Genomic DNA, 19,384 nt, shown 5'->3' on the forward strand with positions numbered 1-19,384 from the left:
CGTGGCTCCCGCTCGAACTCGACCGGCAGCGCCCCAGCGCCCGATGCTACCGGCAGCACGGTGGCCGATAGCCATCCACGTGCCAAACCCATTCGTAGACCCACCCCTCTGGACTTCGACTGACATCGAGCTGCCCTGTGCGATTCCACGCCACGTGCCCCTGTAGCCCGGCGACCCGCGCTCCTCACACTGCGCAGAACCGAGATCCACCACAGCGAGGAGAGACCCGGAGCCATAGAGGCCCCTGAACCCGACGCCGGCCGAGGGCCGTGGTCTCGCCCGCTATGCGCGTGCTAATCGGACGGTCGCGGTGGCTTTGTGCCCGAATACTCGTTTGCCGTTGCATCGGGTATCCATCGCGATCACGGCCGTACCGGTGGCCGGGTCCACGGACTTGACGTGCCCGGCGAATTCGATCGTCGCGCCGTGCTCGATGTCGACATACACCGGGTAGGTGAACCGGACCGAGTATTCCTCGACCGCGCCGGGATCGCCGAGCCAGGACGTGATGTGCCCGGCGCCGATACCCATCACCAGCACGCCGTGCGCCACCACAGTCTCCAGCCCGACCAGGCGAGCGAATTCGTCGCTCCAATGGATCGGATTGCCGTCCCCCGCGAGACCCGCGTAGTGCACCAGGTCGCCACGGGTCAGGCGCACGGTCCGATGCGGCAGTTCCTCACCGGCCGAGACCTCGTCGATGCGGCGCCCGCGCGGCGCGGGCCGGTCGGTGACCACTACCGGATCGAGACCACTCGTCGACAGCGCCACCGCAGGCGATGCCGCCTCGGAGCCGTCGGGCACGATGTTCATCAGGTTGTGCGCCAGGAGATTTCGGGCGGCTGCGGCCACCGCGGGATCCGTCTGTCCCGTGGCGCCGACGAGCACCGTGGTGTAGGCGGTGTGCACGAGTTCGTTGCGCTGATTGGACACGGCATTCTTGATGACCATCATGTCGCGGCCCCGGACCTGTTCGAACGACTCCAGCGACACGTCGCAGGCCAATCGGTCCCCGGCGACGATCGGCTGGTGAAAGCGCAGTACCTGGTCGGTCTGCAGCAATCGGCTCAGGTCGTACCCCACCGCGACCTGCTCCAGCAACGTCTGCTGCGCACGCATGCCCACCGGCGACACGAACGTCGACGGCGCCAGCAGTCCACGGTAACCCGACGCGAGCGCGTGGGCGTCCCGGCGGTGCGCAGGATGGTCGTCGCGCACCACCGTGGCGTATTCCCGGATCTTCTCCCGCCCGACCTCGTAGAAGTCGTCGGTCGTGTAGTGGTGGCCCACCATCGCTCGCGCGTGCGCGGCCGGGCTGCGTTCCATGACGTTCACACTGCCTGAATTCCCCATCAGGCAAACGTACAGCAAACCAACCGGCTGGGACGGGAAGCGGAGTGGCTGTGCCGCAGCGGATTTCGCTACGCCCATACCGGAGATAACGGACAATTCCGCACCGGGCCACCGCGGAACACCCGCCAACGAGCGGGGAAATATGAACGGCCCCTGAACTTTCCGCACCGCCGCGGACGCGGAGAGGGAACGGTGCTGAGAGGGGATTGCGTGGCCGAGTGTCGACGGCGCATGGGGCTGTTCGCTTCCGGCAGGCATCGCCCGAACAATTAGAACGCGGCATGTACTTGCAATCCGCAATCCGCGGTCCGCCTCGCCGGTGGGTGCCCGCACGCTGACAGGGTCAGGCATTCGGCGCGGGGTTGATGCGGTCGCCGTCCCAGCTCAGATCCGACTCCTCGGCGATCGGGAAGGCCTCGAAACGATCGTCGGCCAGGACCGCGTCGATCAGAGTCCGTGGGCCGGCGACGATCGTGGAGTCGAAGTCGATCTCGCTGGCCACGACCCATGCGTGGTCGGCGGGCCAGAGCAGCTGGGGCATCACTCCGGGGAAGTCGGACGTCCATCCCAGGCCCGCCGCATGTACCCAGCTGGGCTCGGCTAGCTCGGAAAGACTGGTGTCGAACAGCATGAAGTCGCGTCCCGGCCACCGCAGGAAAGGCCCTGTCTCCATCGCCCGCCTGACCTCCGGTGCGACAGAGGCAGCCAGTTCGGCCTCGATTCGGGCTCGCTCGCGCTCGACGCTCTGCGGATCGCTGTCGGTGGACGCGACGAACAGCGCACTGGAGGACGAATTCAACTCGCCGAATCCATTCCACACTCCGGCCGTCACCTCCTCCGGCGCCGTGGTGGCAGCGCGGAGGTGGACACTGAGCGCGGCCAGCAGGCGCGGGTGGAACCACCCCTCGACGGTCTGGCCGACTTCCCAGCCGTCGTCGAACGACATCGCCGCTTCGTCCTCATTGTCGGTGAGGCTGCGCCACTGCACCAGTGGATGCATCACTCTGCCGTTGCGCGCGGCGACCTCGGCCCACGGCCACATCGCCTCCTCCACGATCTCGGGATTGCCCCACTCGTCGGTGCCCGTGGCGTGGCGGCGGGTCGCTTCGACCGGATGCAGGATCCGCGCGTAAGCGTCGAAACCCGTACCCGCGACGTTGCCGACCCCGTCCGCGCCGACGCGCGCCAGCAGCCACGCACCGCGCCCGAAATCCGTTGTCAACTCCACTCAGCCAACATAGTGTGCGGCGGCAGGGTTGCGGCCGAAGCGATCTCACCGGTTCAGCACTGGTTTCGACGGGACGGCATCGGATTCGGCGGCGGGTCGCTCGGTGCCACTGCGGGTCGGCAGTCGCCTGATAACGCTGTGAATACGGCACGGTGAAGCGGGACCCTGGTCGATGAGTCCGCTTTGTTCAGTGCTTCTAGGATCGAGATATGAGCAGAACGGATCGTGCAAGCCTCCTGATCCATCTCGACAGGGCCGAGGTTTTCCAGGCCCTGGTAGCCCGTGACGCCCTGCTCACCTGGCTACCGCCCGAGGGGATGCGGGGCCGGTTCGAGCGGTTCGATATGCGCCCGGGCGGCTCGTACCGCCTCGTACTGACCTATGACGACGCCGCCGATTCCCCCGGCAAAACGTCGGCCGATTCGGATGTGTCCGACGTGCGTATCTCGACACTCGTTCCGGGCGAGCGAATCGTGCAGGAGGTCGACTTCCAATCGAACGACCCGGCGTTTCAGGGAACGATGCAGATGGAGTGGAGGCTGCGCGGCGTCCAGGAAGGAACCGTCGTCGAGTTCGAGGCGCGGAATGTGCCGGTCGGGATTCGCGCCCGTGACCACGCGGAGGGCATCCTGTCGTCGCTGACGAACCTTTCCCGTTATCTGGAGTCGTGACTACGCGAAACGCAGTGTGTCCCTAGTGAACGCCGACATGCCGGCAGCCCGATTACCGCCGACGTCGCCACGAAAAAGTTCGTGACCATGATGACAACCGTGACATTTCTCAACGCTCTCTGCGCGGTATTTTCGAAGACCAGCGCGAATCTCATCCAGATCGGCCGACGGAAGAATGCGCCCAATCTCAGCTGAGTTGATCCACTGTGGGTCACACTCAGCAATCGAGCCGCGGACAATACACTTGGCAACATAGTCTCGTCGATGCGGAAGTCGGCGTTCAGCAATGCCTCGCGGTCCATGGAATCGGTCATGCAGGGTTGGATGTCGTTGTCGTTCAGGCTTTGAAGGAGTGCAGACTGGCGAGGCATAGAGTCTGGTCGGCGTCGAACCACTCGAAGGTGGTGACCGGCTGGAATCCGAGGCGAATTGCGAGTCTGAGCGAGCGTGTGTTGGCGGTTTGGGTCGGGATGAGGACCGGCTGGTCGGGGAGTTCGTTTGCGGCTGCGCGTAACACTGCGGTGGCGGCCTCGAACGCCAGTCCGGCGCCCCAGGCGTCGCGTCGTATGAGGTAACCCAGCTCCAGTTCCTCGCCGTCGTCGGCGACGTGACCGGGCCAGTCGGCAGGGCGCCGTTTGAGTTCAACTGTTCCCAGGAGATTGTCGGTGGTTTTGTCGGCGACGATGAAGGTGCCGGGAGTGGCGGTTGCGTTGGCTGCGCCGCCGATTCCGTCCAGATATTGCTCGACGCCCTCCCGAAGAAGCGGGCCGCCGATGTAAGCCCCGACTTCAGGGTCGGTTCGTAGCTCGATGAGCCCTTCCCGATCAGCATCACGTGCCTTGCGCAGCAGGACCCGCCCCGCTGCGATCTGGGTGGCGGATAGCATCGGCAACTGGGTTCATGCGGGTCCTCCCCTTGCTCGGATGTCGCTCCATCGAATCATGTAATTGCTTCGCAGTGGTCGCCAAATCAGGTGGCGCAGCGAAGAATTCAGGCCGAACGTGTCAGGAGAACCGTCGCAAACTCCGCCGGAGTGTCTGCGACACAACACCACGCCACAGGTCTCTATCCCCCAGAGAACGTCAAGGGGATTCGCGCGCACATCCACATGAGAGCGCACTCGGAGACGTGCACAGCCCACGGTGGCCCAGCTAGAACTCGACGGAACGATCCGGAGGGGCAGCGGACTTCTGAAAAGGCCGGAAAGACAACCGAATACGTGTAGCTCACGCAACGTCGGCCCGTCGCGGCACGACGTCCGGACATACCGCTTATCGCGCTACCGGATCGTGGCTCTCGTGCCCTGTTCGGGCGAATCATCAAGCAGCCGTTGCAGTTCAGCTGACACTGCTGGGTTGCCGGTTGCGAAGCATTGCGTGTAATACGTTGGCGCGGCGGCGAGCCAAGGCGAATACGGCTTGGTGGTGGTTCTTGCCCTGGGCCCTTGCTTGTCCCCCCTGGCGTATCGGCCGATGCCGCCGGTTGTGGCGAGGAATTCGGCGGTGAGGGTGGCACCCATCCCCGGAAGGCAGTGGTGACCGGGCCCAAGTCATCGCGCATGCGGACCTGGTCAGCGATGTGTCTTGCGTCAAGATTCTCACAGGATCTCGCTGGTCACGAGGTTTACGCCGGCGATGCAGCGACCGCGCTCAGCGCGCGTTATGCCGGGTTGGGTTGGCCAGTCCGGAATGCACGTCTGCTGGGCGGAGGTTCCCGGTTCGGCTCTCATCGGAGCGTGTTTCATACGCTGCGGTCCGATAGCCACGGGCTGTTGCGGCGGCGCCCGCCGTGGGCCGGTGCGGTCCGCGCGGTCAGCGATGATGATCGATCAGCCCGGCGATCGCTTTCTGCGCGTCCTCCACCGGGAGCGGGAGTGTCGCGAATGTCTCGGCGATCATCATCGCTACGGGGGTCGTCCACAGCAGCATGCCCAGGGCGGTGGCGTGCGCACGGTCGCCGCCGGCATCGAATCGCCGGTTCACACCCGCCAGGGCGGCGAAAAGGCGCTGCATATGCCTTGTGTTCAGCGTGCTTCGCAGGTCCTTCGTCGCGATGAGGATTTCCAACCCGGCCATTGCCTTCGGGTTCGCGAACGCCTCCCACGTCGCTCGCACCAACTCCTCCGTGTCGATGATGAGCGCGGGATCGGACAATGCTTCGAGTGAGGCGACCAAGCTGTCGACGGCATCGTCGATCACCGCGGTCAACAGGCCATCGCGGTCACCGAAGTGATGTTGGATGACACCCCAGCTCACCCCGGCACGTTCGATGATGTGGCGGGCGCTGGCCGCGGAGAATCCTTCTTCCCGGACGCACCGGACCGTCTCGTCGATCAACAATTCACGGGTCCGGTCCCCCCGCTCCTGACGACCGGCGATCGGACGGCGCGGAGCCGAGCGTCCACGAGCAGTCACCGCCGCAGCCCGCCGAACGTGCCATGTTTCCTCATTCCCTCCAGCTTAGGACACCTGTGGCGGCTTCCCGATCGTCGACTCAGGGGTTCGTCTGCCGAACCGGCACCGGCCTGACGCTTGCCCGCAAAACATTGCATGTGCAATGCTTTCGGCGGAGTCGCGCTCGAGGATGCGCACGCAATCGCTGCACCGAGCGATCCCTACCCTCGATGGAGGTTCGGTCCATGACGGAGACCAGTCGCCGGGACGGCACGTGCGATCGGCCGGCGAGGCGCGGGTTTTCCTCGCTGCAGAAGGCGCTGCTCGGCGTTCTGGCCGTCTTCTTCGCGGTGCAGGTGGTGTTCTGGTACCTCGAATTCCAGGTCGGGGTATCGCATCCCGTCGCGTCCAACGGGCTGGTTCTGGTGGTCGTCGGTTGTTTCGCGACGGCGCTCGCGCTGCCGTGGCTCCCGCTTCCGGGACAACGCGGACGAACGAACTCGGAGCGGTTGGGCGCGATGATCATCGTCTGGGTTTTCATCGCCCTGATACCACGATTCATCTGGGAGCTGCCGTGGCTGTTGTTCTTCGCCCAGATCAGGGACGGTGTGCAGAACGGGGCGCTCTGGTCGTACATGTGGTCGCCCATCCTGCTCGGGGGCGACGCGCGTTACCTGAACGGAGATTCGCTCATCGTCGTTCTCGAATGGATCGCGTTGTTCGTCGGGGTCTTCGAGGCGTATGCGCTCGCGCAGTTCTTCCGCAATCGCAGGCGGTTCACGAACACTCAGCTCTCCTTGATCATGGCGGGGATGATCGTCGAGGTCACGCTGCCCGCGATCTATTTCGGGGTGGAGATCGCGAACAACCTGGCGAGCATGACGAGCCCGGCCGAGATGTGGATCAAGTTCGTGGTGATCAACGTGCTCTGGTGCACCATGCCGCTCATCACCTATTTCTGGGGCGTTCACCGGTTGACTCGCCGAGATCTCACGGTGGTGTTCTAGTGCGCGGCTATTCAGGAGGCGGGCGTACGCGCGTCCCCGGGACTGGCGGCAGTGAGGCCGCATTCAGGAGAGTGCTGTTCGTGTTCCGGCGCAGCGGAATTCCCGCCCTGCTCGTCGCCGTCCTCGCCCTGGCGTCCGCCGGGTGCGATGTGCAGCCGGCCGAGATCCCGGTCCCCGGAAGCGGAGTCGGCGGGCAGACCTACCACCTGCGGATCGAGTTCGCCGACGTGCTCAACCTCCCGCGCGGCGCCAAGGTCATCGCCGACGGCGTCCGCGTGGGCGAGCTGACCGATGTCACCCTCGTCGACGCCGTTGCGGCACAACCCGATCGCCCGGCCGTGCCGGGACATGTCGTCGCGGACGTCGAGATCGCGAAATCGGCCCACCTGCCGGTCGGCACCACCGCCGAACTGCGGCAGGAGACACCGCTGGGCGATGTCCACATCGCCCTCACCGCGCCGCCCGCCGCCACCGCCATGCTCGCCCCGGACGCGACCATCCCGTTGTCGGACACCAGCCAGTCGCCGCCCATCGAGGACATCATGGCGCGACTGGCTGTCTTCGTCGGCAGCGGCGCGATCAGCGATCTGCAGGCCATCGTCCACAAGCTCAACGGCGTCATGCCCCAGGATCCGCGCGACACCGCCCGCATCGCCGGAATACTCGGCGGCGACTTCACCGACCTCGCCGACAACCAGAACTCCATTCACAACCTCGTCGCCGGATTACAGGCCACGGTCGACGACGGATTGCTCTCGAACACACCGGATTTCGACCAGCTCCTCACGACCGAGGGCGTGCAGCACACCACCGATTCCATCGAGACGATTGTCAGCCTCCTCTTCGTGCTCACCGCGCTGGGCCCCCTCGCGCCCACCCTCGCCTGGCTGGGACCGCTGTTGCAGTCACTCGACGGCACCGCCCGCGCCGCCATTCCGATGCTGTTCGGCGCCCGCCCGCTCGACACCACCTCCCCGTCGAACCTGAAGAAGCTTATGGACCTCATCCACAACAAGATCATTCCCTTCGCCGACCGCGGCCCGAAGGTCAACCTCGTCGGCATCGGCTCGCCGGAACCCGCCCCCGCGATGTCGCCGGAGGAACAGACCGGCCGCATCATCGACGTCCTGCGGATGATCGGAGCAGTCCGATGAAACCCGGGCGGGGCCGTGGCCCCGCTGACACCCCCGAGGTGTCCAGCGCGTCGCCGTCGGCGATCACGCCACGGAACAGATGCTCGTACTTCAAGCCACACACCGGCAGCGCCACCGGGACCGGCGACGACCCGTCGCCACCGAGGGCAGAGATCGTGGCATCCTGTCCGGCCAGGGCCTCCGCAACATCACGAGAACAGGTGGCATCGCTCGCCTTGACGAGGTGCGATGCCGGCTCGTGGGTGTCGCTGGTGATCAGGGCCGGGCGAGAGTGGCCGCGCCGAAGGACACGCCGAAACGCTCGCACCAGATCGCCACTGTGGGAAAACCGGTGAGGTCCGTTCCGGGTGGGACCTCGTAGTTCTGGTTGCCCTGGTTGCCCTTCAATGCGCCGAGGTCGATGTGGCGGCCGTCGTCGAGGTTGTGCCAGTCGTCCGGGCTCAGCGGCTGATCGGTGAGCCAGACGTGCAGTGCCGGGCCGTCGGAGGTGTGCAGATCGGCGATCCGCAGCGTCACCCCACCGTCCGGCGCACGCTGCAGGTTTACCGATCCGGAGGTCGTATGTTCGTGGGAGACAAGGTTTCCTATCGAGACTACCGGCGGGGCCTGGCCATCGGAGGCCACCACCGCGGCCTCGTCCACTCGGTGCGTGGTGAACAGTCGCCAGGGCTGGAACAAGTAGAGGCCGATCGCCGAGACAGCGATCAGGCATACCGCGAAACCGGCCACAAGCCGCCGCCGGGACAGTCGTTTCAGGGACATATCGCTTTCCGTTCTCTGCATCGGATCGTCCGTACTCTGCGTCGAGGTACTGCACCGCCACCGCCCGGCCGATGACGGACGAGCGGCGTAGCGGCGAAACGTCTTTCGGATCAGTCCTTCTCGGCCGCCTCCGCCGGGCTCGTGACTACAGCGGGACGCAGGCGCTCGAGTTCGATCTCCTCGGAACTCGGCCCGCGCACGGCGGCCAACCGGTCGGCGGTCTCGATACGAATCCGATCGACCTGCGCCGCCAATTGCGCCTCGGCCCTTTCCAATTCGATGACGGCCAGATCTGCCGCCTGCTCGGCCACCAGAGCACGCCGCTCCGCGACCAGCGCCTGCTCGGCCGCCGCGCGGGTGATCGCCTCGATCCGGGCCTCGGCGGCCGCGGAATCGGTGATGACCGCCAGCTCCTCCAGGTAGTCGGGCAGCTCGGCGGACAGCCGTTCCAGCAGGTCAACCAGTGCGGCGCGAGACTGCATCGCAGCGTCCACGGCCCTAGTCGGCGCCGGTTCCGGCGACTCCGGCCACCCCTCCGGCATCCCGAGGCCCCCGACTGACTCGGGGTCGGTCACGACCGGGCCTGTGGGTTCGGCGGTCCCCGGCGCGTTCTGTGTCCCAAGGGATTTCGTTTCCTCACGCTCCGACTTCCGCTGCTTGCGGCGGGCCCGGAGTCGGCGGAATACGCCCAGTGAGTTGTGGTCCGGGTTCGCGCAGTACTGTGGCGCGGCCGCCGGAGCGCCGGGCTCGGCCGGTTCGGCACGGTTGTCGCAGCCTGGGTAGGCGCAGGTGGGGATGGATTCGGTCGCTTGTGTCATCGTGTCTCCAAACTTCGCGGGGGATTCCGGCGGCGGTGCGATGCACGGGCCACCGGCTCTGTCGTGCCGAATCGCTCAGGAAACCAGCACCGGAACCAGAGCGGCAACGAACACCGCCAGGCTCCACAAAGCCGGTGCGGCCGTGCGGATCTGGTTGTCTCGGGCCAGGGTTCGCGCCGACGCCGCCCGGCTGCGGGGCGGCGGCGACACCCGTTGTTCCAATCGCTGATACGTCAGGCCGAGCACGGCCCCGTACGACAGGTGGCCGACGAGCGAGGGAAACGCCTCGGCCACCGTTTCGGCGGACCAGTGCGGCATCTCACCGAGCAGCAGCGGCAGCAGGAGCAGGTTGCCGAGTACCCACCACAGCAGGCCGTAGGACACACCCCATCCGATCCCGGCGGCGGCATCGAAACTCCTGCCGCGGAAGAAGAGCGCGTACGTGACACCGATCGTCAGCGAGATCAGCAGGTGCACAACCAGTCCGACGATCACCGATCCGGAGTCCGCCAGCGCCGCCACCGTCGGCAGGAATCCGACCGCCACCATGACGCCGGTGAACACCACCCCGCCGGTCAGACCGGCGACGATGCCGTGCAGCACGGACACGGCCCCGCCGGCGATCAGTCGGTCCGCGTACCCGTCGCGAACGTCATCGGACAGCACTGCCCGCGTGACACCGTCGAACAACCGGAACGCTGCGGCCGTCCCGGCGCCTACCAGGAGATATCCCGGTAACGCCGGAACCGCTGCGCGAGCCGCCTGCGCGGTCCAGTCCAGACCGTCACCGGCGAGCAACGACGGCAATGTCAGCCCGGCGACCAGCCACCACAGCAACCCGTACACCGTGCCACGGATCAGCGCGGGACCGGTTCCCTCCCGGCGAGCGCCGAACAGCAGGCCGTAACCGGCGCCGAGGAACGATCCGGCGATCACCAGCGTGTAGCCACCGCCCTGCATGGGCCGCAACACCGCCGACAGCAGCAGTCCGGAGACGATCCCGGCCAGCGTCGCGAACGCGGCGGTACGGATATCCACGCCCCGGCTCGACCGACCAGGAAACCGCTTGGCGGCCACGGCGAATACGGCCGCCGTCACGGCGCCGTACACCAGGTGGCCGACCAGGCTGGGAAACAATTCCCGGGCGTCGGCCACGGTCCAGCGGACCGGATCGCCGGACAGTGCCGGCAGCAGTGTCAGCGGCCCGGCGAACCACCACGCGACACCGTAGATCAACCCCCAGAACAGCAGGTCGCCGCCATCGATCGTCTGCCGCGAGGCCAGCACGCCGAATCCGGCGCCGAGGATCGCCGCGATCGTCATGTGCACCACGGTCCCCACCACCGGGCTGTCGGATCGCACCAGGGCGGCCACCGTCGGCAGGAATCCGATCAGCGCCATGATCGCCCCGAACGCGACACCACCGGCCGATCCCGCGACCACGCCGAACAATGCCCCCCGAGTCAGAGGTAACGACCTGTCGCCCAACGGATTCGAGATTTCCGGTGCGGCGGCAGGGCCGGTAACTTCGAGCGATTCACGCATGTCGATTCCTGTCCGGTGCCGTGGTGGAGATGATCTCGGTCGAGGTGAGCGCTATGTCACGGGAGAAGCCCAGATCCAGCAGCCAGTCGACGGCCACCCGCAGTCGTTTTTCGGCCCCGGGCAGTTTTCCCAGATACACCGCGCGCCACAGCACCCATCCCGTGAGACCGGAGACCCTGCGCCCGAATACCTGCCCCGCCGCCCTCCGGTGCCCGAGCGATACGAGAATTCCCAGCCCGCCGAAACGGAACGGCGTCGGCGCACGTCCGCGGACGACCGCGGCGACGTTGTCCGCCACCGCCTTACCTTCACGAATGGCATGCTGCGCGGTCGGCGGGTAGTAGCTTCCGGGTCGGGCCGGATCCGGAATCCGGGCGCAGTCTCCGATGGCCCAGACCCCGTCCATACCGGTCACCCGCAGGCATTCGTCGACCTGCAGCGGGCCGCTGCCTCCTCCCGGCCCGATGCGTTCGACGAGCGGGTTCGGTCGGTTGCCCGCCGTCCATGCGAAGGTGCGCGCCTCGATCCGCGCACCATCGGAAAACCGCACGCTGCTCGGCCCGGCCTCGACCACTCGCGTACCGAGCCGGAATTCGACCCCCCGGCCCCGCAGGGTGCGCAGTGCGTAATCACCCAGGTCCGCGGGCAGTTCGGGCAACAGCCGGTCGCCGGAGTGCACGAGTACGAAGCGCGGCTCGGCGTCGTGCAGCCGCGGATAGTGGTGCAGCACGCCGTGTACCAGGTCGAACAGCTCGGCGATCAGTTCGGTCCCGGCGAACCCGCCACCGGCCACCACGAAGGTCAGCAACCGACCCTGTTCGGCCGCATCGGTTTCCAGATCGGCCTGTTCCAGGGCGGCGAGTACGCGGTTGCGCAACCGGTTGGCGTCATCGATGGTTTTCATCGTCAACGCGTGCTCCGCCACTCCCGGCAGATCGAATAGTTGCGGCACGGCGCCGACGGCCAGGATCAACTCGTCGTACGGAACCCGCTGCCTGCCTTGGCTTCCGGCGGCGACCAGCAGTTCCCGGCGCTCGGGGTCGACAGATTCCACCCGCCCGTGCAGGAACGAGGCATAACCCAGCGCCGCCCGCACCGGTGCACTGACATGCCGTGGTTCCAGCGTGCTCGAGGCCACGCCGACCAACAGCGGCGTGAACAGCAGGAAGTTCGATTCGCTGATCACCGTGATCTCGACCTGCAGGCCGCGCGCGACCAGGGCGTCCAGCCGGCGAGCCGCGCCGACGCCCCCGAATCCGCCGCCGACCACGACGATGTGGGGCTTGCGCGGCACGGTCGCATCGGTGGCGGCGCGCCGGTGCCACAGCGCGACCAGCCCGTACATCACCGGGCCCGCGACGGCACCCAGCAGTACGGTCCGCACCAGCTCGTCGAATGTCGAGACCGCCTCGGCCAATGTCCATTTCGGTACCGATCCCGAAACGAGGACCGACAGCGTCAGCTGCCCGAACAGCCAGTCGGCCAGGCCGAGCAGCAGACCCGCCGCCAACGAGGACCCGAGGCTCTGCTTCCGTCCTCCGCCCAGCAGACCGAGCACCGCGCCGAAGATCACCGCGTGCACCATCCAGGCGCCCCACGGTGGCGCCTCGGCTCCCCCGCCCGGCACCGTCGCGAGCAGCCCCACCGCCACGCCCGCGGCCACCGCGGCGACCACGCCCGCGGACAGGCGCGGCAGCGCCATCGTCCGTATCCGTTCCATCTCACTCTCCGTCATCCCTGGCGCGGCAAGCCATCACGCGGCCGGCAACGCCGCCATCGAGCCACCCGCCGGACACAGTGCCCGCGAGCGGGTGCCGCGTTACACCCGCCCGGTTGGCCCGGACAGGAATCGTGACCATCGACTTCCGTTGCACACCAATATGATTCGTGACACCTATCGAAGGGCGTGCCCGCACGCAAATTCCAGGTCACATCATGGCCGATACGCACCCGGGAGACACCCCCGGATTCGGTGACGAAATTGTGACGGCGCACCGCGGGCACCGAACAATCGGCCGCTCAACGCAATACACGGCGTCGGCGATACCGGACGTCACAATTTGTTCATTCCTTTAGGAGTGCTTACCCGGTGCGCCGACCGTAGCGTCTAGTACGTGATCGACGTAGACAGCAAGTCGCTCGCTACCCCGGGCGCCGATCGGGTCGCCGGCACGCGAAGGAACGACAGGTGAAAACTTCAGCCGCACAGGATGATTCCACGCCCGAGGCGGGCCTGCTGCTACCCGGCACCGTCACCCGGCGAATTTCACCCGCGCGGTCGGCCGCCGTCGCCGCGCGGGTGGGCATCGCGCTGGGTATCGCGGTCACGGTCTGTTTCGTGACCGGTCTGATCAGCCACTGGGTGCAGCATCCGACACCCTGGTTCCACTGGCCGGCCAATCCGCCGTGGCTCTACCGCGTCACCCAGGGCGCACACGTGATCTCCGGCGTCATGGCGATCCCGCTGCTGATCGTCAAGCTGTGGTCGGTGTTCCCGAGGTTGTTCGCGCGGCCGCTGATCGGCAATCCCCTCCGGCTGCTCGAGCGTGGATCGATTGCGGTACTGGTCGGTTCGATGATCTTCCAGCTGGCGACCGGGCTGTTCAACACCGCGCAGTATTATCCGTGGAAATTCTTCTTCACCAGCACCCATTACGCCATGGCCTACGTCGCGTTCGGCGCACTGGCCGTCCACCTGGCCGTGAAACTACCGGTGGTGCGGACCGCACTGGCGAGACCGGCGGCCGACGCCGCACGCACCGGTACCGGGACCGATACCCCCCGCACCGACACACGGAACGACGACCGCCCGACCCGGCGCGGCGTTCTCGGCGCCGCGATCGCCGCCACCGCACTCGCGGGAGTCGCCGTGGCCGGGCAGTCCGTGCCGTGGCTGCGCTGGATCTCCGTGCTGTCACCACGCACCGGCGAAGGGCCCCAAGGACTTCCGGTCAATCGCACCGCCACCGAGGCCGGTGTGACCGACCGCGCCCGGGAAGGCACCTACCAGCTCACCGTGGCCACCGGCGGCACCGAGCGCGGCTTCTCCCGGGCCGAGCTGGAGGCGCTGCCGCAGACCTCGGCCGTGCTGCCGCTGGCCTGTGTCGAGGGCTGGAGCGCGTCGGCGCACTGGTCCGGTGTCCGGCTGCGCGACCTGCTCACCGCGGCCGGTGGCTACCGCGGCGGCGATGTCGCGTTCCGTTCGCTCGAACAGGGCGGCCTCTACAGCAACACACTCCTCCCGGACACTCACGTCGTCGATGACCAGACGTTGATCGCGTTGCGCCTCAACGGCGAAGAGCTCTCACTGGACCACGGTTACCCCTGCCGCCTGATCGCCCCGAACCGGCCCGGCGTGCTGCAGACCAAATGGCTCTCCAGGATCGAGGTGCGGGCATGACCGCCATCCGGATACTGCTCGGACTCGCCGGAATCTGGCTCGCCTGGTACGGAATCGATCTGGTTCTGGAGCAGGACCCCGCGAGCCTGATGTCCACCGCCGGCTGGTTCGTCGGGGGCATCCTGCTGCACGACGCGATCCTCGCTCCCGTCTGTGCGGTCGTCGCTCTGCTCGCCCGCCGGTTGCTCCCGGACGGCTGGTGGGCATCGATCGTCTGGGGCGGGCTGTGTACCGTCACCCTGCTGCTGGTCGCCGTCCCCGTCGTGCAGCGGTCCGGTGCGGTGGCGGGGAACCCGACCATCCTCGACCGCGACTACCCCGTCGGACTACTCGTCGTGATCGCGGTGGTCTGGGCATTCGTCGGCCTCGACATCACCCGGCGGCACGTCCGCCGGAAACCGCAGCGACAACTGTAACACCCACCGCCCCAACGACACTGAAGATTGTCGCATCCGGGTGAACCGCCCAGCGGCCCCGGCTGCGGTATGGCGGCGGGCTCAACCGGTGCCGGGCCATCCGCGCACCCTGCCGCCACGGTGGCCGCCGGGCGGGCTCCCTCACTCGCCCGGCGGCCACCTCGCCACCACCGCAAGACCCGTATCTACGACACCGACCCGGTAGGAGGACACCACTATGACCGCATTCGACGACCTGCGGGCACTGTTCATAAACTGCACCTTGAAACGATCCCCGGAGACGAGCAATACCCGGGGACTGATCGATGTCAGCGCGAACATCATGCGCAAGAACGGAGTCGAGGTCTCGCACCTGCGCCCGGTCGATCACGACATCGCCCCGGGTGTGTGGCCGGACATGACCGAGCACGGCTGGCCGGCGGACGAGTGGCCCGCGCTCCAGGAGCGGGTGATGGCCGCCGACATTCTCGTGCTGGCGGGCCCGATCTGGCTGGGCGACAACAGTTCCGTCATGAAGAAGGTCGTCGAGCGGCTGTACGCGAACTCCGGAACACTCAACGACCGCGGCCAATACGCCTATTACGGCCGCGCCGGAGGCTGCCTGCTCACCGGCAACGAGGACGGGGTCAAACACTGCGCGATGAATCTCCTCTACAGCCTGCAACATCTCGGATACACCATTCCGCCACAAGCCGATGCGGGCTGGATCGGCGAGGCGGGTCCGGGACCGTCCTATCTGGATCCCGGATCGGGCGGTCCGGACAACGATTTCACCAACCGCAACACCACGTTCATGACCTGGAACCTGATGCATCTGGCGCGGCTGCTGAAGGACAACGGCGGCATTCCGGCGCACGGCAATCAGCGGTCGGAATGGGACACCGGCGAGCGGTTCGACTTCGAGAACCCCGAATACCGATAGATACGAAATGGTCAGCAACGCTGTAACTTTCACTGGACGAGACGGAATCCGACTGGCCGGGCGGCTGGAACGGCCCACCGATCGGTGTATCGCCACCGCGGTGTTCGCGCACTGCTTCACCTGCGGCAAGGACATCGCCGCCGCGGCCAGGATCGCCCGCGCGCTCGCGAAACGCGGCGTGGCGGTCCTGCGGTTCGACTTCGCCGGGCTCGGCGAGTCCGACGGAGAATTCGCCGGTTCCGATTTCAGCTCCGAGGTCGACGATCTGTGGCACGCGGCCGACTACCTGCGGGCGACGATCGACGCACCGAGCATCCTGATCGGCCACTCGCTCGGCGGCGCCGCGGTTCTCGCCGCCGCGCACGGTATCCCCGAGACGCGTGCGGTAGCGACGATCGGCGCACCCGCCGACCCCGCGCACATCGAACATCTGCTGGGGTCTGCCCGCGACCGGGTGGAGGCGGAGGGATCGGCCGTCGTCTCGATCGCCGGGCGCCCCTTCACATTCCGGCGCAGCTTTCTCGACGATATCCGGGGACAGCGGCAGCGCGAACGCATCGCGAACCTGCGCTGCGCCCTGCTGGTCATGCACTCCCCTCGAGACGAGGTGGTCGAGCTGCGCAATGCCCGGCAGATCTACGACGCCGCACCACACCCCAAGTCCTTCGTCTCCCTCGACGGCGCCGACCACCTGCTCACCGACTCCGCACAGGCGACCTACGTCGCCGACGTCCTCACGGCCTGGGTAGGCAGATACCTCGACCCGCCGGCCGGACGCTGACTCACAACCGGCTCGACGACACGAACAGGTCGGCTCCCCCGAGCGGCACTGTGCCCGTACGGCTACAGTGCCTGGGGTTGCATCCAGTTCGAGGAGATCCTGTGAGTTCCGAGGGGACACTGCCGCCGGACGATGTCCTGGCCGATCGGCTCCGCGCCGGCGATGAACGGTCCTTTCAGCTTGTGCTGGACGCGTGGTCGGCGTCGATGCTGCGCCTCGCCCGGTCCTTCGTCTCGTCGAACGCTTCCGCCGAGGAGGTCGTCCAGGAGACCTGGCTGGCCGTGATCCGCGGCATCGACGGCTTCGAGGGGCGGTCCGCACTCAAGACATGGGTGTTCCGCATTCTGGTGAACACCGCGAAGAAGCGCGGCACGAAAGAAAGCCGGACCATTCCTTTCGGCAGCATGACCCCCGACGACGAGGCAGCCACCGTGGAGCCGAGCCGGTTCCAGCCGGTCGGCGATCCGTACCCGGGACACTGGAGGCCCGGAGAGAAACCGCAGCGCTGGTCCGAGCCGGAGAACGCCGCCGAACGCTCGGAGGTATTGCGGACGGTCGCCGCGGCAGTAGCCACCCTGGCGGATCGCAGTCGCATCGTCATCACCCTGCGCGACATGGAAGGCTACAGCTCGGAGGAGGTGTGCGAGATGTTGGATATCTCGCCGGGCAATCAACGAGTAATCCTGCACCGGGCACGGGCCGTCGTGCGGGCGGCATTGGCGGGGTACTTCGATGCGGAACGATCGGTGAGCCCGTGAACTGCGATGAATTCGTCGAACTCGTCACGGCATTCCTCGACGGCGCCCTGGACGCCGAGACCGAGCAGCGTTTCATCGAGCACCTCACCCTCTGCGACGGCTGCGACGCCTACCTGGAGCAGTTCCGCCGAACGATTCGGTCCGTCGGTGAGCTGCCGCCCGACAGCATCTCCCCCGTCGCACGCGACACACTTCTCGCCGCATTCCGCGATTGGCGTCACTGAGCCGCCACATCGATGGCCTCGTCACGCCCCCACGAATACCCACGCCCCCACACGGTCGAAATCCGGTGATGCGCACCGAGCTTGGCGCGCAGCCGCTTCACGTGCACGGTCACCGTCGACAAATCGCCGTACTCCCAACCCCAGACACGGGCCAGCAGTTCCCCGCGGCTGAACACCCGGTACGGATACCGCAGCAGGAACTCCAGCAACTGATACTCCCGAGCGGTGAGATGCACCCGGACCCCATCGACGAGAACCGCCCGCGTATCGGGCGACACCCGAATGCCGCCGGCACACAGCTCGGCACCAACCGCCCCGGCCGGCGGCCGGGATCGGCGGAGCACCGCCCCGACACGCAGAGCCAGTTCCCGAGGGCTGAACGGCTTGGCGACGTAATCGTCGGCCCCCGCTTCCAGACCGATAACCCGGTGCCGGTCCTGGACGCCGAGGCCGGAGATCAGAATGATCGGCAGGTCCGGCCGGTGCGACCCCGCCCGAATCGCCCGGCAGACGTCGATCCCGTTCCGCCCGGGGATGCACACGTCGATAACGGCCAGGTCGATGAGGTCACGGTCCCCCTCCGCTGCATCCGGACACCCGTTGAGTACTTCCATCGCCGTATTCCCATCGCTTGCCTCGACCACCGCCAGCGCGTCCCTTTCCAGGTGTATGCGCACAACGTCGCGTATCAACGGATTGTCGTCGGCGACCAGCACCCGCGGCGACGCCGTGCGGTGAGTATCGACACCCGGCATGTTCGTCATCAGGCGCTCGCCTGAACAGACCTGCACATCACGACAGACAGTGCCGCCACCCACCGCATTCGTTACAACCGTCCGCTCCCCGGCCGGGGCGGATATCCGGGTAGGCGGGATATACTGCACGAATATCCGCAGGTAGCAACCGAACACAAAGGCTCCGGGCAATGGATTGCGATGAATTGCCAGGGCTCGTCACACCTTTCCTCGACGGCGCTCTGGACGAGGCGACCGAGATACGGCTCATCGAGCACCTGGCTGCCTGCCCCTCGTGCGAGAACTACCTCACACAGATCCGGCAAACCACACGCTACGTCCGGAAACTGGCGAGCGAGCCGCCAGTGGGCCCACAGCGGCCCGACGGACTGAGCGTCGCGACCCGCGACCACCTCCTCGCCGCATTCCGGGAGACCAGTGCGCGCCGCTGGACCGACATCATCGAAACCGCCTCGGAGTACTGTCCGTACGCGGCGCAGGTTCTGGTGCTGGACAAGGTATTACGCACACTGTCGGATACCGATTGGCTCCGGCCGGTGATCCACCGATGGAACGCCGACGACTCGGGCCCGCCGGTGCGAGAAGTGGTCAGCCGTCTGGCCGCCGTGGACAGCGTGCTCGCGCAGCACATCGGCCTGGAGACAGCACTCGCCACCCTTCCGGCCGACGGTATGCCGTCGGTGGAACAGCTCCGTACACAGTGGCTCGCGCAGGCGGCCCGAATCTGCGCGGCCCTGCCGCAGACGCCCGTCGAGACGGTGATCCGGCTGTCGGCCGATCTGCCGCTTCCCGACGCGGTGGTCGCGCGCGCCTTCGACATCTGGCTGCGCACAACCGATATCGCGGGAACAGCGGGTGTGCGAATTCCGGTTCCGAAACCCGAGAATCTCGCATCCATGGCGAATATGAGCATCCGAACGCTGCCGGCCGCGTTCCGGTCCCATCGCGGCGCACCGGTCGGCGGCACGGCCGAGATCACCCTCTCCGGCCCGGGCGGCGGGCAGTGGATCATCCCACCGACATCCGGTGCGCCCCGAGGCCCGGACACCCGGATCGCCATGGATGTCGTCGACTTCTGCCTGCTGGCCGGCGGACGGCGCGATCCCGCGACCGTGATCTACACGGCTGAGGGAGACCTCGGCCTCGCACGCGACATCGTCGCCGCCACACCCGCCGCCGCCGTGCCGTAAAGCCGGG

General features: G+C 67.0%; 19 protein-coding genes and 1 pseudogene. 10 read left to right on the plus strand and 10 right to left on the minus strand.

All coding sequences use genetic code 11. The features are described 5' to 3' along the window. Positions 1-282: 282 nt before the first annotated feature. Positions 283-1,326, minus strand: coding sequence for a fused (3R)-hydroxyacyl-ACP dehydratase subunits HadA/HadB (locus ON41_RS17315; protein WP_246461612.1), 1,044 nt, complete (start codon positions 1,324-1,326; stop codon positions 283-285). A gap of 370 nt (positions 1,327-1,696) precedes the next feature. Then, positions 1,697-2,581 (minus strand): hypothetical protein, encoded by an 885-nt coding sequence (locus ON41_RS17320; RefSeq protein ID WP_040748671.1) that lies wholly within the window; start codon positions 2,579-2,581, stop codon positions 1,697-1,699. A 209-nt stretch (positions 2,582-2,790) separates the two neighbouring features. Between ON41_RS17320 and ON41_RS17325 the strand changes: the two genes are divergently transcribed. Beyond that, a complete protein-coding gene (locus tag ON41_RS17325; RefSeq protein ID WP_040748672.1) occupies positions 2,791-3,252 on the plus strand; it encodes an SRPBCC domain-containing protein in 462 nt (153 codons plus the stop codon). A 337-nt stretch (positions 3,253-3,589) separates the two neighbouring features. Here ON41_RS17325 and ON41_RS17330 read toward each other — a convergent pair whose 3' ends face one another. The 3 genes and pseudogenes from ON41_RS17330 to ON41_RS43090 all read right to left on the minus strand — a co-directional run. Continuing rightward, positions 3,590-4,138, minus strand: a complete 549-nt coding sequence (locus ON41_RS17330; protein WP_040748673.1) for a GNAT family N-acetyltransferase — start codon at positions 4,136-4,138, stop codon at positions 3,590-3,592. 925 nt (positions 4,139-5,063) lie between these two features. After that, positions 5,064-5,459: a hypothetical protein gene (locus tag ON41_RS17335; RefSeq protein WP_246829554.1), complete on the minus strand. Its 396-nt coding sequence runs from the start codon at positions 5,457-5,459 to the stop codon at positions 5,064-5,066. Positions 5,460-5,507: 48 nt separating this feature from the next. Next, positions 5,508-5,666 (minus strand): annotated as a pseudogene (locus ON41_RS43090) (TetR/AcrR family transcriptional regulator); the annotation flags it as partial. 224 nt (positions 5,667-5,890) lie between these two features. Between ON41_RS43090 and ON41_RS17340 the strand changes: the two are divergent. After that, positions 5,891-6,652, plus strand: a complete 762-nt coding sequence (locus tag ON41_RS17340; RefSeq protein ID WP_040748675.1) for a membrane protein — start codon at positions 5,891-5,893, stop codon at positions 6,650-6,652. Positions 6,653-6,723: 71 nt separating this feature from the next. Next, entirely contained in the window at positions 6,724-7,806 is a 1,083-nt protein-coding gene (locus ON41_RS17345; protein WP_246829546.1) for an MlaD family protein, read from the plus strand. Positions 7,807-8,061: 255 nt separating this feature from the next. On the opposite strand, the gene ON41_RS17350 is transcribed toward ON41_RS17345, so the two are convergent. From ON41_RS17350 to ON41_RS17370, 4 genes are all read right to left on the minus strand, one after another. After that, entirely contained in the window at positions 8,062-8,568 is a 507-nt protein-coding gene (locus ON41_RS17350; protein WP_040748676.1) for a DM13 domain-containing protein, read from the minus strand. 110 nt (positions 8,569-8,678) lie between these two features. Beyond that, complete coding sequence (locus ON41_RS17355; protein WP_040748677.1) at positions 8,679-9,050, minus strand: hypothetical protein; 372 nt, start codon at positions 9,048-9,050, stop codon at positions 8,679-8,681. Positions 9,051-9,461: 411 nt separating this feature from the next. Next, positions 9,462-10,829 carry a hypothetical protein gene (locus tag ON41_RS39115; protein ID WP_157185512.1) on the minus strand — a complete coding sequence of 456 codons (1,368 nt, stop codon included), beginning with the start codon at positions 10,827-10,829 and terminating at the stop codon, positions 9,462-9,464. A 94-nt stretch (positions 10,830-10,923) separates the two neighbouring features. Beyond that, positions 10,924-12,651 carry an NAD(P)/FAD-dependent oxidoreductase gene (locus tag ON41_RS17370; RefSeq protein WP_157185513.1) on the minus strand — a complete coding sequence of 576 codons (1,728 nt, stop codon included), beginning with the start codon at positions 12,649-12,651 and terminating at the stop codon, positions 10,924-10,926. 516 nt (positions 12,652-13,167) lie between these two features. Here ON41_RS17370 and ON41_RS17375 point away from each other — a divergent pair. The 6 genes from ON41_RS17375 (at position 13,168) to ON41_RS17400 (ending at position 17,432) form a co-directional block, all read left to right on the plus strand. Beyond that, a complete protein-coding gene (locus ON41_RS17375) occupies positions 13,168-14,331 on the plus strand; it encodes a molybdopterin-dependent oxidoreductase (RefSeq protein WP_184782367.1) in 1,164 nt (387 codons plus the stop codon). Next, positions 14,328-14,747: a hypothetical protein gene (locus tag ON41_RS17380; protein ID WP_040748678.1), complete on the plus strand. Its 420-nt coding sequence runs from the start codon at positions 14,328-14,330 to the stop codon at positions 14,745-14,747. Before ON41_RS17375 ends, ON41_RS17380 begins: the two co-directional genes overlap by 4 nt. Before the next feature lie 217 nt (positions 14,748-14,964). Next, positions 14,965-15,669 (plus strand): flavodoxin family protein, encoded by a 705-nt coding sequence (locus ON41_RS17385; RefSeq protein ID WP_040748679.1) that lies wholly within the window; start codon positions 14,965-14,967, stop codon positions 15,667-15,669. 7 nt (positions 15,670-15,676) lie between these two features. Beyond that, on the plus strand, positions 15,677-16,450 hold the full coding sequence (locus ON41_RS17390) for an alpha/beta hydrolase (RefSeq protein ID WP_040748680.1): 774 nt from the start codon (positions 15,677-15,679) through the stop codon (positions 16,448-16,450). A 101-nt stretch (positions 16,451-16,551) separates the two neighbouring features. Continuing rightward, positions 16,552-17,208, plus strand: coding sequence for an RNA polymerase sigma factor (locus ON41_RS17395; RefSeq protein ID WP_040748681.1), 657 nt, complete (start codon positions 16,552-16,554; stop codon positions 17,206-17,208). Continuing rightward, on the plus strand, positions 17,205-17,432 hold the full coding sequence (locus ON41_RS17400; protein ID WP_040748682.1) for an anti-sigma factor family protein: 228 nt from the start codon (positions 17,205-17,207) through the stop codon (positions 17,430-17,432). Before ON41_RS17395 ends, ON41_RS17400 begins: the two co-directional genes overlap by 4 nt. Here ON41_RS17400 and ON41_RS17405 read toward each other — a convergent pair. Beyond that, positions 17,426-18,187 (minus strand): response regulator transcription factor, encoded by a 762-nt coding sequence (locus tag ON41_RS17405; protein WP_051161808.1) that lies wholly within the window; start codon positions 18,185-18,187, stop codon positions 17,426-17,428. The genes ON41_RS17400 and ON41_RS17405 overlap by 7 nt on opposite strands. 170 nt (positions 18,188-18,357) lie before the next feature. Between ON41_RS17405 and ON41_RS17410 the strand changes: the two genes are divergently transcribed. Continuing rightward, on the plus strand, positions 18,358-19,377 hold the full coding sequence (locus tag ON41_RS17410; RefSeq protein WP_040748683.1) for an anti-sigma factor family protein: 1,020 nt from the start codon (positions 18,358-18,360) through the stop codon (positions 19,375-19,377). Positions 19,378-19,384: the final 7 nt, after the last annotated feature.

Origin of the sequence: Nocardia transvalensis NBRC 15921, from assembly GCF_000308875.1 — a bacterium.
GTDB classification, from domain to species: Bacteria; Actinomycetota; Actinomycetes; order Mycobacteriales; family Mycobacteriaceae; genus Nocardia; species Nocardia transvalensis.